General features: G+C 62.2%; 11 protein-coding genes and 1 pseudogene. 8 read left to right on the top strand and 4 right to left on the bottom strand.

The features are described 5' to 3' along the window. Positions 1 to 62 precede the first annotated feature (62 nt). Both WT53_RS07465 and WT53_RS07460 read left to right on the top strand, forming a co-directional pair. Complete coding sequence (locus WT53_RS07465; RefSeq protein WP_034206507.1) at positions 63 to 1,391, top strand: aminotransferase class I/II-fold pyridoxal phosphate-dependent enzyme; 1,329 nt, start codon at positions 63 to 65, stop codon at positions 1,389 to 1,391. Continuing rightward, entirely contained in the window at positions 1,388 to 2,089 is a 702-nt protein-coding gene (locus WT53_RS07460) for an N-acetyltransferase (protein WP_034206508.1), read from the top strand. Before WT53_RS07465 ends, WT53_RS07460 begins: the two co-directional genes overlap by 4 nt. Before the next feature lie 90 nt (positions 2,090 to 2,179). On the opposite strand, the gene cysC is transcribed toward WT53_RS07460, so the two are convergent. The 3 genes from cysC to WT53_RS07445 all read right to left on the bottom strand — a co-directional run bounded on the left by cysC (position 2,180) and on the right by WT53_RS07445 (position 4,830). Next, the gene (gene cysC / locus WT53_RS07455; RefSeq protein ID WP_059779319.1) at positions 2,180 to 2,743 is read right to left on the bottom strand and encodes an adenylyl-sulfate kinase; all 564 of its coding nucleotides are present in this window, start codon (positions 2,741 to 2,743) and stop codon (positions 2,180 to 2,182) included. Positions 2,744 to 3,481: 738 nt separating this feature from the next. Further along, the gene (locus WT53_RS07450; RefSeq protein WP_034206510.1) at positions 3,482 to 4,315 is read right to left on the bottom strand and encodes a class II glutamine amidotransferase; all 834 of its coding nucleotides are present in this window, start codon (positions 4,313 to 4,315) and stop codon (positions 3,482 to 3,484) included. Positions 4,316 to 4,500: 185 nt separating this feature from the next. After that, complete coding sequence (locus WT53_RS07445; protein ID WP_006484989.1) at positions 4,501 to 4,830, bottom strand: carboxymuconolactone decarboxylase family protein; 330 nt, start codon at positions 4,828 to 4,830, stop codon at positions 4,501 to 4,503. A gap of 129 nt (positions 4,831 to 4,959) precedes the next feature. Here WT53_RS07445 and WT53_RS07440 point away from each other — a divergent pair, with 129 nt between their 5' ends. The 6 genes and pseudogenes from WT53_RS07440 to WT53_RS07415 all read left to right on the top strand — a co-directional run. Beyond that, positions 4,960 to 5,928 carry an AraC family transcriptional regulator gene (locus WT53_RS07440; RefSeq protein ID WP_034206511.1) on the top strand — a complete coding sequence of 323 codons (969 nt, stop codon included), beginning with the start codon at positions 4,960 to 4,962 and terminating at the stop codon, positions 5,926 to 5,928. Positions 5,929 to 6,008: 80 nt separating this feature from the next. Next, the gene (yiaA, locus tag WT53_RS07435) at positions 6,009 to 6,452 is read left to right on the top strand and encodes an inner membrane protein YiaA (protein ID WP_034207840.1); all 444 of its coding nucleotides are present in this window, start codon (positions 6,009 to 6,011) and stop codon (positions 6,450 to 6,452) included. Positions 6,453 to 6,576: 124 nt separating this feature from the next. Further along, positions 6,577 to 7,653, top strand: coding sequence for a glycosyltransferase family 2 protein (locus tag WT53_RS07430; RefSeq protein WP_230624898.1), 1,077 nt, complete (start codon positions 6,577 to 6,579; stop codon positions 7,651 to 7,653). A 256-nt stretch (positions 7,654 to 7,909) separates the two neighbouring features. Beyond that, on the top strand, positions 7,910 to 8,500 hold the full coding sequence (locus WT53_RS34290) for a hypothetical protein (protein ID WP_306453925.1): 591 nt from the start codon (positions 7,910 to 7,912) through the stop codon (positions 8,498 to 8,500). 329 nt (positions 8,501 to 8,829) lie between these two features. Further along, positions 8,830 to 10,638: a hypothetical protein gene (locus WT53_RS07420; protein WP_155294419.1), complete on the top strand. Its 1,809-nt coding sequence runs from the start codon at positions 8,830 to 8,832 to the stop codon at positions 10,636 to 10,638. A gap of 256 nt (positions 10,639 to 10,894) precedes the next feature. Beyond that, positions 10,895 to 11,971 (top strand): annotated as a pseudogene (locus tag WT53_RS07415) (IS256 family transposase); the annotation flags it as partial. Between the two features lie 7 nt (positions 11,972 to 11,978). On the opposite strand, the gene WT53_RS07410 reads toward WT53_RS07415, so the two are convergent. Continuing rightward, positions 11,979 to 13,214: an IS110 family transposase gene (locus tag WT53_RS07410; protein ID WP_080747734.1), complete on the bottom strand. Its 1,236-nt coding sequence runs from the start codon at positions 13,212 to 13,214 to the stop codon at positions 11,979 to 11,981. Between the last annotated feature and the right edge of the window lie 218 nt (positions 13,215 to 13,432).

Below are 13,432 nucleotides of genomic sequence, written 5' to 3'. Positions count from 1 at the left end.
CCACGCCTTTTAAAAATACGCGGCGTAACATAGCGTCTTTTCGAGATACAGCGAAGGAAGCAATGGCACTGGGAGAGCATCTTCGCCAGCAACTGGCGGCGAAAGCGCTGAAACGGCAACTGGAGCGCGCGACCGACGCCGCGGCGGCGCCCGGCGTGCCGGGCACGCCGGCGGCGCAGGCCACGTCGGCGCGCAGCCGCTTCGAATCGATGCCGCAGTATCAGCAGGTCCGGATCATGCGCGAGATGGGCGAGAAGCTGCGGGTCGACTCGCCGTTTTTCCGAGTGCACGACGGCGTCGCCGGAGCGACCACGCAGATCGGCGGCCGCGAATACCTGAACTTCGCGAATTACAACTACCTGGGCCTGGCCGGCGATCCGGCGGTGTCCGCGCGCGCGAAGGCCGCGATCGACCGCTACGGCACGTCGGCCTCGGCGAGCCGGATGGTCGCGGGCGAGCGGCCGGTGCAGCGCGAGCTCGAACGGGCGCTGGCCGCGTTCTACGAGACCGACGACTGCGTCGCGTTCGTGAGCGGCCATGCGACCAACGTGACCGTGATCGGCGCGCTGTTCGGCCCGGGCGACCTGGTGGTCCACGACGCGCTCGCGCACAACAGCATCGTGCAGGGCGCGCAGTTGAGCGGCGCGAAGCGGCTGAGCTTCGCGCACAACGACTGGCAGGCGCTCGACGAGCTGCTGTCGCGCGTGCGCCGCGAATACCGGCACGTGCTGATCGCGATCGAAGGGCTGTACAGCATGGACGGCGATTTCCCCGACCTGCAGCGCTTCGTCGACGTGAAGACGCGTCACGGGGCATTCCTGCTGGTCGACGAGGCACATTCGCTCGGCGTGCTCGGCGCGACCGGCAAGGGCATCCGCGAGCATGCCGGCGTCGCGCCCGACCAGGTCGACATGTGGATGGGCACGATGAGCAAGACGCTGGCCGGTTGCGGCGGTTTCATCGCGGGCTGCCAGCCGCTCGTCGACATGCTGCGCCATCTGGCGCCGGGTTTCCTGTACAGCGTCGGGCTCGCGCCGACGCTCGCCGCGGCGTCGCTGGCCGCGCTCGAACGCCTGCAGGCCGAGCCGGAGCGCGTCGCGCAACTGCAGGCGCGCGGGCGGCAGTTCCTGACGGAGGCGCGTGCTGCCGGCCTGAATACGGGCACGAGCGCCGGGTATGCGGTCGTGCCGGTGATCACGGGTAGTTCGCTGAAGGCCGCCCAGTGGGCGAACGCGATGTTCGACGAAGGGATCAACGTGCAGCCGATCTTCTATCCGGCCGTCGAGGAAAAGGCCGCGCGGCTGCGCTTTTTCATCTGTTCGACGCATGAGCCGGAGCAGATCAGTCGGGCGGTTGCCGTGTTGTCGCGTCTTGCAGGGCGCAGTGCGTGACGCGGGGCGTCGCGGTTTCGCAAGCGGTTCCGCGCGCCGGCGAACCGGCGCGGTTTCGCGCGGCCGATGCGGATGACGCGGCAGCATGCGCGCCGCTCGTGTTTGCGTCCGGTGTGGCCGAATTCGGCTTCTTTCTTGGCGAAAGCGACGCGCGCTGCATCGCTTTCCTGCAACAGGCATTCCGGTCGCGCCACGGACGCTTCTCGTGGCGCCGGCATCGCGTCGCAGTCGCCGACGATGGCACGGTGCTCGCGGTGATGGCGATTCACGACGGGCGGCGGACGACGTTCGACGACGTGCACGTCGTGTGGGCATTGATGCGCTTCTTTGGGCTGCGCCGTACGATCGGCCAGCTGCTACGCGGGCTGGTGCTCGAGACAGAGATTCCGGCGCCGAAGCGTTCGCAGATTTTGATCGCACATTGCGCGACGGACGCGCGCCAGCGCGGCACGGGCATCTTCACCGCGCTGTTTCGCGACGCGCTCGATGCCGGCGCGTTGCCGGCCGACGGCAGCCGTGACGTCGTGCTCGACGTGCTGACGTGCAACGTGCGCGTCCGCGCGCTGTACGAACGCCTCGGGTTCGTGGCGCTACCGCGGCTGCGCGCGCGTTCGCGCAGGTTGCCGGGCGAGCTCGATTCGATTCGGATGCGGTTTGATCGTCGCGGCCAACCAAGACAGCGGGCCGATGTGGCGTAACGCGGGCAGTTCAACCGCCGGTCGCCGCAATAGCGCGCCGAAAAAGAAGAAGGGAGCGGGGGCGCTGGCGGCCCGATGGCCGCGCCAGTATCAGCCGTTCAACGGCAATTTCTGCATGATCGCGTGCACGCATTCCAGCGGACTTGCTTCGCCGGTGCGCACATGCACGTCGGGCAATACCGGTTTTTCATAGGTCGATTCGATGCCGGTGAACTGCCGAATGGTCCCTTGCCTTGCCAACGCATACAGGCCCTTGGGATCGCGCGCTTCCGCCACATCCAGCGCGACGTCGACGAAGACTTCGAAAAACCTGCCCTGCGGAAAACGCGCGCGCGCTTTGGCCCGTGCTTCCCGAAACGGCGAGATCAGCGCAACGATGACGACGAGCCCCGCATCCACCATCAGGCGCGCGACCTCGGCCGTTCGACGGATGTTCTCGTGGCGGTCTGCGTCGCTGAAACCCAGGTCCTGATTCAATCCTTCGCGAAGCTGGTCGCCGTCCAGCAGAAAAGTCCGCAGGCCGCGCGTGTCGAGTTGTTCCTTCAGTAGATTCGAGAGCGTCGATTTACCGGCACCGGAGACACCGGTGAGCCATACCACGAAGGCATGGTCCTGCTTCATGCTGGAAAGCATGGATTGATTGCCCGTCAGCATGACAGGGAGTGGGTTTTGGAGATCTTGAGTCATCTCGGAGTCGATGTGCCGGTAGCTGCGTCGCTACTTTATTGTGATGCGGATTCATCCGTTGGCGAATTGTAACGTGCCTTTTCAAAATTCGTAACTTGAATATTTTAATCAGGAATAAGCGTTCGCCCTCGCGTGGCCCGACGATGTGCGAGCCCTGTCCGTCAGGTAATGATTGCCGATTTGCCGTAATAATTCGAAATGAGTGCATGTCGCCGACGGGGTGAAAGGTGCGTACAATGTCGCCCCCGTTTTATCGCCCGCTGGATTTTCGGTGTGTCCCGATCACGCCCGTGCCACGAGGGCAATGGGGCAGACGATTTGCGTCGGAATTCGTTGGAAGAATGGTGACGATTGTTCGTCGACGTGTCGCGGAATTCCTCGTACCTATGTTGTCGCGCGTACGTCGATTATCGCCCTGGATTCCTGGCCGGAATCAAATCGCAAGAGTATTAATTTTTTATTCGGCGAAAATTTCAGTAGTGCGCAGGTCTGCTTTCGTCATGCGATTCCGTCGCTCATTATCGAATTGGGGAATTATCCCAAGCCCGTTGCCCGATCGTATTCGTCGGGAGATGATTCGTATCGCTTTCGATTGATTCGGCGGTACCGATCGCCGGTCCGTCAAAACGGATTGCCGCAACTGCCGTATCGCGCCGAAGTATTCGACACTTGGAATACGCCCGATTTCGTCAGGACTGCGGCATGTCACTTGTGCCGCGGCCCGAACGGCCACTGCTGCACGTCGGCGCCGTGCGCGACGATCGCCATCCCCTCCGGCACTTCCTCCCACGCGCCGCGCAGGTCGACGAGCGGCTCCGACACGACCATGAACGCATCGTCGCCGGCTTCGGCGATGCGCGGGTTATGCGGATACAACTCGTGCAGGTGCTTGAACGACGTGCTGTGGAACAGCGACCGCGATTGCCGTTCGCTCGAGTAACGCACCGCGACGATCCGTTCGCCATCGGTCGCGCAGATCGTCATGTTGAGCGGATCGGCGACGCGATGCCGCGCGGCGGTTTCCTCCACTACGCCGACCATCCGTTCGAGCGCCGGCAGCGGCGCCTGCTCGAGACCGTACGTCAGCGCGAGACGGAACATCAGCTCGGAGTCGGTCGAGCCTTCGAGCGTCGGGAACAGCGCAGGATCGACCTTCATCGTCAGGTCGCGACGCAGCTTGTGGAAGTCGCGGATCAGCCCGTTGTGCGCGAACAGCCAGCGACCGTGACGGAACGGATGACAGTTGGTTTCCTGCACGGGCGTGTCGGTTGCCGCGCGAATATGTGCGACGAACATTCGCGAGCGGATCGCACGCGCGGCTTCGCGCAGGTTGCGGTCGTTCCACGCGGGATGCACGGAGCGATAGCGGAACGGGAGTTCGTCGGGATGCCCGTACCAGCCGATGCCGAAGCCGTCGCCGTTGGTAGTCGTCGCGCCCAGCTCCGAATGCAGGCTCTGGTCGATCAGCGAATGCTTCGCGCGGAACAGCACGGTTTCCAGATGGATCGGATTACCCGTATAGGCGAGCCAGCGGCACATGGAGCGCTCCTTCACGATGTATCGTTCGCGCATGTTAGCCGACTCCGCGACGCTTACGCGCCCAAGCGAGTCACCCGCACGCGCTTCATACATCGCGGTCCGCGCGATGCGCAACCGCCCGGCCATGCGGCCGGGCACAACACGACAATGCGGTGCGGCCCGACGGTCGTGCCGCAGCCGCCGGCTCAATCGCCGAGCGCGTCCATCACACGCGCCGAATAGACGAGCGCCGCGCCCGCATTCAACGCAATCGCGACGCCGAGCGCTTCCGCCACTTCCTCCTTGGTCGCGCCATGCTTGGCCGCTTCGGCCGTATGCACGGCGATACAGCCGTCGCAGCGCGTCGTGACGGCCACCGCGAGCGCGATCAGTTCGCGTGTCTTCGCGTCGAGATGGCCGGTCTTGGCGCCTGCGCCGGACAGCGCCTTGTAGCCGGCCAGCGTATCGGGCGACAGCTTGGCGATGTCGCCGATACGCGTCGAGAGTTCCTTCCGGTATTCGTTCCAGTTCAGCATGATGCGTCCTTGTCGAGAAGAGTGAGGAGGGCGGCGGGTGCCGCGATCTCGGGCGATGCAAGGCTATTCTGATCGCTCGCGCTGATAGTTTCGATACGCTAGAGTGTCGATTTTTAGCGCAATCGTCTCATGGATGCATTGAGTCAACTGCTGTCGCTCGGTCGCAGCCATGTCGAGCTCGACGTGCGCTGCCTGCTCGACGGCCCGTTCGCGATGCCGCACGACCCGCTGCCGCCCGGCGAGGCGGCGTTCCATCTGGTGCTGGCCGGAACCTGCCGGCTGCGTGCCGCCGACGGGCGCACGCTGGAACTCGCGGACGGCGATTTCGTACTGCTGCCCGCCGGCGGCGCGCACGACCTGCTCGATGCGGCGGGCAGCCGGTCGAAGCCGCTCGTGCCGCTGCACGATTCGAGTGCCGGCGACGGCGCGGTGCTGCCGGTCAAGTCGAATCTCGATCCGGCCGAACCGGGCAGCGCGAGCGTGGATCTGCTCTGCGGACGGTTCGTCTATGCGCGCGGCGCGGGCGAACTGCTGATGCGCACGCTGCCGCAGGTGTTGCACGTCGGCTTGCGCGACGCATCGGGCGCCGCGCCGCTGCAACTGCTGACGAGCGTGCTGCGTACCGAGGCGTCGAACATGCAGCCGGGCGCCGGCGCGATCGTGAACGCGCTCGGGCAGACGCTGCTCGCGTATGCACTGCGTGCATACGGCCGCGGCGCGCGTGTGCCGTCCGGCTGGCTCGCGCTGGCGGCCGATGCGCGCCTCGGCCCGTCGGTCCGGGCCGTGCTGCAGGCGCCGGCGCAACCGTGGACGGTCGAATCGCTCGGCGCCGCGGCGGCGATGTCGCGCGCGACCTATGCGAGGCATTTCCGCGAGAAGGCCGGGATGAGCGTCGGCGCATTCGTCGCGCAGATCAGGATGATGCATGCGTGCGCGCTGCTGCAGGACACGCAGCGCGGGCAGGCGGAAATCGGGCAGGCGGTCGGCTACCAGTCCGAGGCCGCATTCGGCAAGGCGTTTCGCGCGGTGCTCGGCACGACGCCGGGGCGCTGGCGGCGCGCGGCGCGAAACGTGAACCTGCGAGCGCGCGCGTCGTGACGCGCGCCAAAGCTGCTACCATGCGCAAAACGCTGTTCAACGAAAACGATTTCGAACAACAAGAAAGAGAGGGCAAAGCAATGAACCAGACCACCATCCAGCAACCGTCGTTCGCGTTCGTGGCCGCGTCGTGGGCCGCGCTGCTCGCCGGTTTCGCGGCATTCCTGATCGGGCTCTGGAACGCCGGCATGCAGCTCAACGAGAAGGGCTACTACTTCACCGTGCTGGTGTTCGGCCTCTATGCGGCGATCTCGCTGCAGAAGAGCGTGCGCGACCGCGCGGAAGGCATTCCCGTCACCGGCATCTACTACGGTCTCAGCTGGATCGCGCTGCTGCTGTCGATCGCGCTGCTGATCGTTGGCCTGTTCAACGCGACGCTTCAATTGAGCGAGAAGGGCTTTTACGCGATGTCGTTCGTGCTCGCGCTGTTCGGTTCGGTGGCCGTGCAGAAGAACACGCGCGATTTGCAGAACGCGAAGCCGCGCTATACCGACGCCGATCCCGCGCCGTCGATCCAGGAGTGAAGGCACGCGCTGCGGGCGCTCGCCGAGGCCGCCCGTTGCGCGATGAGGTCCGCGGCGGAACGTATCCATCGGGGCGCCGCAGCTCGACCGTCCGTTCGTTTCATCCATGCCGTCGCGCAGGGCGATGGTGATGTTCTGGATACCGAACTCAACTGAACCCGCCGCGTGGACGCGCACGGCTACCCATTCCGTGACCACGCGGGCCGGGCTCGTGCTCGAGACGCACAATCTGCGCGCCGACGCGGGCCGAGAGCAGGCCGTCGACGGTCTGAAACACCTCGTGACGGCGCTGCCGAGACAGACCGTGCCGCAAGCCGCACTTGCGCACTGGATCATCACTCACGATGGCGTGCTCGCAAAGGCGTGTGCGGAAATCACCGCGCTGGCCGGCCGCCCGATCGATTTCGTCAAGATCGGTGCGAGCGCCGCTACTTCGATGCGAAGAGCGACGGCTTCGATTGCATCGATGCCGATCGCTGCGACATCGTTGTATTCGGCGATGCCGATTGCCGGCCGGCCGATGACTGGCTCGAACACTTGCTCGCGCCGTTCGCGACGCGCCCGTCGCGGTGGCAGGGCGAACCAGCTATGCACTCAACGTGCTCGGGATCGCGCTGACATCGATCGATTTCATGTATTCCCCGAGCCCACTGCGCGACGGCGCGACGTCTTCTCGCGATTTAGCTACGAACCGCTCGACGGCGTCTATCGCACGCATTGTCAGGTGCTGGGGCTGCGGATGCAGGCGGCCGGTGTGGCCGTCGAATTCGCGCCGGCCGCGCACACGGAGCATCGGGTGCCGGACACGCATCGCGAATCGCTGAAGTTTGCCTGGATGCGCGACGAGGACAGCGTCGGGCTGACGCCGTATTTTGTGAACGCGTACCTGCCACGTCAATGGCAGTGGCGCGGCGGCCCGTTCTTCGTGATGCCGATGCGGCTTGGCTACAGCCTGCGCGTACTGAACTGCCAGCAGTTGCCGCAATTGGGTGCCGTTCGCTATCTCGAGGCCGTCGGCGTCACGATCGCCGCGTCCGCCGTCGATACGCTCAGCCACTCGCGCGCGGCTTCGGATTCAGTGGACGTGCGTCGGCCCGGCGCGATCTCGACGCGTTGTCCTGTCACCGCGAATGAAACGACGCCGCGCATCGCGGCGGGGCCACGACACTTCGATATTCTGATTCCGTCGACTATGTCCTGACTCGCTACTCGCGTTGCCTGTCTCGCTCTGTTTGCCGCCAGCGTCGGCACCGATGCCGCCCCGGAGCGGATGGCGATGCGCGTGCTTGCGCGCCACTGCGTGACGATCCGCGACGCGCATCTGTTGCGTCCGTTGCTTTCGAGCGTGCTCGCCGACGAGACGCGCCACGTCCGGCTTTGCGCTGATACGCTGCGTCGAGCCGTCCGAGGCCGCGTCGCTGGACGCGATTCCCGCGATCGAAGCTGGTATCGGCGTGATGGGTGCACTGGATGTACGCCGCCGGCTGGATCCAATCGCTTCATCCGCGCGCATGACTCCGTACATCGTCTATCTCGCGACGGCCGACGCCCGCGGCCATCTGATGCGCGCGAAACTGCTCGTGCATGCATTGCGCACGACCAGCGTGCAGGTCGACGTGCTGACGTCCGATGCCGGGCAGGCATTTCTCGCCGCGTTCGGCATTGACGCGGCCGTGCTGCCGCGGCACTACGCGGTGCAGTTCGACGAGCGGCACAACATGCTGCGCGTCGACTCTGACGCTCAAGGAGCAAACAGTCGCCGACGTGTTGGGTGGGGTCGCGCTCGCGACGGTCAGTGCGCTGTGGGTCGAGCGACGATTATCACGCTGTATGGCGATCTGTTCATCGGTGGAAGGGTAATGGGCGCGATTGCGCGTGCCGGTAGCGCAGGTGTCCGTTGTGATCGCAGAACGGGAATCCGCAGTGACTGCGAAGTCGACGAAAGCGAAGTGGTAACTTGCTTGCCGACTGTTGGCAATGCCATGATTCCATCTCAAACATGGTCCGATTTTCGCAACCGCTTCTGCTGCTGTGCGAAGCGTGCATAAGCTTCCTTTTTTCTTGATGGTTCGTTGTCTTTCCATTTTGTCGGTGGATATTCGGCCTGTCGAAAGGCCGAATTTCGTGGAGAAATGTATGGAAAGACAGTAAGATTGCGACAGGCAAGCATGTAGGTTTGGTGTGTGAATGTTTGAATTGAAATTCCAATTCGGTTCCTGCAAGCCAGCTTGGGTGGTGTGATTTCATTTCATCTGGGAGGGCGGATTGGTGATAGGTATGAAATTAAATGAATTTCATTGGCGCGTTTACATTTGATTTGAATTAAGGGCGTGTCGCAATTTGCGTAACGTGAGTCAATCTGAATCGGTTAAAAAGCATGGAATCCACATTGTTTTTGCATGCGGGTGGTCCGAAAACAGGGTCGTCTGCATTGCAGAGTTTTCTTGAGTTCAACTCCGAAAGGCTTGGTGCTTGCGATATAGGGTATTTTAATAAAGCCGGGATGGTGTTCGAGCATCAAATTTCGAGCGGGAATGGCGAAATGTTGCGTGAAGCCATTTGTGACGAGGGGCGTGATGTCGCGTCAATCGTCTCCGTAATTCGATCTTATTTTGGAGGGCATTCCAGTGCGATTTGCTCGTCTGAATTGTTCAGCGAATTTTCTTCCAAAAATTGGCGCTTGCTCGCCGATATTTGCCGAGGGGAAAGTATTCGATTGCGCGTGATTTTCTACGTGCGAAACGTGATCCCGTTCATGAAGTCGGTCTATGATCAGCTCATCAAGCGTCATGGGATGTGGGAAGATTTCTCGGTATGGGTCGATACGGCTGAGTGGCTTCACATATCCGCTCTCAAATCATTATCCGAAGTTTTATCTGATGATGAAGTAACTGTTATCAGCTATGAGGCAATCAACAAGCGAGTGGTTGACTCCTTCGTTGATCTGATTGGCGTTGCCGCGCTTGAAAAACAGGATCGAATCGTTAACCGGTCCTTGACTGGCGTAGAGCGAAATCTCCTTCGCAGAATCAATCGGAAATTTGGCAATTCATTTTCCGAGGAAATTTCAGATCGGATGATTTATGCGGAGCCGTTTGCCAAATCAGAATCTCTCGAAGTAGTCGAAGAAGTCGAGGAAAGGCTCGAGAAGCGGCATAGGGCCGACATTGACTGGGTCAATAGTCATTTTTTTGGCGGGGCTGATGTCGTTTCTCTTTCCGGCGAGCGCAACAAGGCTGAGCGCCGAACCTTCACCGCTCAGGCTTCACGGAAAGAGCAAGGCGATGCGGTTGGCCACGAGACGCGTGTATGGGATCTGGTGCTGGACTGGGCGTTGGAAAAAATTGTGCTGACTCAGCAGTCCGGCGCCTCGCACGTGGCAAGTGCCTTGCTGAATATCGACTGGCATCTGGCAAGTGATCCTTTGATTCCGCAAGATTTTGATCCGATTGCTTACTTGCTGAATAACACCGACGTTCTTGCGGCGGGTACGTCTCCCTACGCCCATTTCATTACCCATGGTCGGTACGAGATAGGGCGGGTCTGGACGGCAGGGGCGAACATTGGTTGGTCGAGAGCCAAAGAGGGATTTGCTGAGAAGACAAAGGAGCTGAATGACCTCAGGGAGGAGTTGGATCGAGAACGTATCAAATCGGATGCAGAGTGCGCAAAGGCAACGTTGAGCGCCCGCAGAGAGGTCGAGGCATTGTTGCGGCAGCAGGCGGAAAGAGAACTGAAATATGCAGAGGAGCTTGCTCATGCACATTCGAGAATCGATCGAGAGCGCTGCGCCTCGATCGAGACCGCCGAGAAGATGTACGTGCCTCTGATTGAAGAATATGCGAGGCGTACGAGCGCCCTGGAGAAACGTTTGCTGGACGCGCAGAGCCAGTTAGATAATTCGCGCCAGGAAATTGAATTGCTGCTGCGTCAGCAACTGGAGCGCTCGCAAGCCCACGCACAGCAGATTGCTCGGTTGCATTTGAGTGTGGATGGGGAGCGCGCCGCATTGATCGATTCCGCTAATAAGAGACAGTCGGCGTTGGCGGAGGAATTCGAACGGAGAGCTAGCATCCTTGAAAGTGAGCTTTCAAGGATGCGAAGTCAATTCGAAGCATCACGCGGCGAGATCGAGGTGCTGTTACGTAGAACGGCGGACCTTGAGCGGCAATCACCCCATGGGTAGACGGTGCATTGAATGTCGCGATCGTGTGTTGAGGTGCGTTTAAGGCGTCTTGCGGTCTTGTTACCGAAGTGGTCGACGAATCTGCTCGGGGTAGGGCGTGCTTGATGAATGCGAGCTGGGCGGATCGGGATATGCCGGTATGGCGAGTGCGAGCCCGTGGATTTCGGCAGACATCGATCAGACCGTATTGTGTGCACTGCTTGGGGCCTGTCAGGAATTTTGTGTTTAAGGCATAACATGCTCCCAAGGAGAGTTTATGCCTCGCAAACCGAAAGCCCAGCCGGCGGCACTGCCGGCGATTCCGGCCGAGTTGCTCTAGCAGTTCGGCAACGGTCCGATGACGGCCGAAGCCATCAACGCCGCGACGCTGGCGCTCAAGAAGGCGCTGATCGAACGGGCATTGGGCGGCGAGATGAACCATCATCTCGGCTACCCTCCCGGTGCGGCCAAGCCGGTCAACGCCACGAATCAGCGCAACGGCAAAGGGGCCAAGACGGTTCTGACCGAAGACGGTCCGATCCGTATCGAGGTGCCGCGTGACCGCGACGGCAGCTTCGAACCCATCCTGATTCCCAAGCACGAACGGCGCTTCACGGGCTTCGACGACAAGATCGTCGCCATGTATGCCCGAGGCATGACCGTACGCGAGATTCAGGGCTTCTTGCTGGAACAGTACGGCACCGAGGTCTCGCCCGACTTCATCAGCTCGGTCACCGACGAGGTCATGGCTGAAGTAACCGCCTGGCAGGCCCGGCCGCTCGAGCCGATGTATCCGGTCGTGTTTTTCGACGCACTGCGGGTCAAGATTCGCGAAGACACCGTCGTGCGCAACAAGGCGGTGTACCTGGCGCTGGGTGTGCTGCCCGACGGCACGCGGGAGATCCTGGGCCTGTGGATCGAGAATACCGAAGGTGCCAAATTCTGGATGAAGGTATTCAACGATCTGAAGACGCGCGGCGTTCACGACATCCTGATCGCCGTCACTGACGGTCTGAAGGGCATGCCCGAAGCGCTGGCGGCAGTGTTTCCGGCCACGACGTTGCAAACCTGCATCGTCCATTTGATCCGCAACAGCCTCGATTACGCCAGTTGGAAGGACCGCCGAGGACTGGCCGCCGCGATCAAACCGATCTACGCCGCGCCCAGCGCGGAAGCCGCTCAGGCCGAACTCGATGCGTTTGCGGATGGCCCGTGGGGCCAGAAATTCCCGACCGTCAGCAGCGCGTGGCGCAACGCCTGGGATCGGGTGATCCCGTTCTTTGCGTTTCCGCCGGGTGTGCGCAAGATCATCTACACGACGGATGAAATGCACAAGTCCCGCACCGCGCTTCGCTCGTTCGCTATGTTCGCGCCTCAGGCCACCGTATCGGCGCGCTGTCTGATTTGGGGCGCGACTGCTTCCACCGGTTAAACAGTCTTTGATAGGTTCGCTCAGACTGCTCAGCCACGGCTCGCTCTTGCTGACGGACACTCTTCAGACTGTAGGCGGCAGCCGAACCTTTGCGCGAGCCATGCTGCGCCGGCATTCCAGCCTGCAGTTCCAGCGCGCGTAACTTGTGTGCGGTCAACGCGGGACGGTCCCACGCGAACGGCTCGTCGCGTGTCAGCACATACCATACGATCACTGCGAGTTTCCGAGCGGTCGCGACGACGGCAATTTGCTGGCCGCGGCGATCGCGCACGCGCAGGAAGAACGCACGCAGCGGCCCAGGCGCCTGCGTGGCGCCCCAGGCAGCCTCGACCAGCATCGCCCGTGCGTAAGAGCGCCCGCGCTTGGTGATGTGGCCGTGCCTGGCCGGTGTCGGGCCGGACTGATAGACCGACGGATTGAGTCCGAAGTAGCTCACCAGCTTCTCCGGATTCGGAAACCGCTCGATGTCGCCAATGGCAGATAGCAGCCCGATCGCCACCGTGGTGTTGACGCCGGTGATCGTCAGCATAACGCGCAATCGCGCGTCGTCGATGGTCGCTTGCGCGAGTGCTTGCTCGACCTCGCGCAGATCCTCGCCGAGGCGGTCCAGTTCGCGCAGCCGCTGCTCAACACCGAGTCGCTCGTCCAACGGAAGCGGTTGAACGCCGAGCCAGGCACGCCCCTTCTTGCCAAACAGATCGGTGGCGGGGCATCGCTCGATCAGATGCGCGACCAGAACCGCATGAATCTCGTTCTTCAACCGCGTGCGCTGCCGCACCAGCTGTGAACGACGCGAGATCTGTCGACGCAACGCCAGCGTGTGCTCGTCCGGCATCCATACTTCCGGCAGAAAGCCGCTTGCATACAGCTGTGCCAGCACGGCTGCATCGATCTTGTCCGTCTTGACGCGAGCCTCCGCGATCAGCCGAACTTGCAGCGGATTGGCAATTGCCACGCGCGCGACGTGTTGACGAAGCACGTTGACGATGGCGGCAGTGTTGCCGGTTGCTTCGAGCACGACATGATCGGTGGCGCGCAGCTTCTCGGCAAAACGCTCCAGTTCGTCGCGTCGCAACCCGGTGCGGCCGCCTGCATGCAGCGTGCCATCCTCCAGGTACGCGATCTCGGCCACTGAGCGCGAGACATCAAACCCCACGATTCGCATAACCGTCTCCCGTATCAGATCACTGCTGGGAGCCGGTGGGACAGCACGACAACTACGGATTCGCGCTCACAGCGCAACCGGGCGGGTCGCAGGGGCGGCCAACTACAAACACGAGCTCGCGGCTCATCGTGTAACAACGGCCTGCCCACCCGAAGTGCTCCCCAGTGCCCCTGTCCCGGATGGTCACACCATACGCTCAAACCGCTCCGCGCGGGAAC

This window comes from Burkholderia sp. MSMB2157WGS, from assembly GCF_001532755.1.
Lineage (GTDB): Bacteria > Pseudomonadota > Gammaproteobacteria > Burkholderiales > Burkholderiaceae > Burkholderia.
Note: the sequence above shows the minus strand (reverse complement) of the source record. Positions and strands in the feature narration are given on the sequence as shown.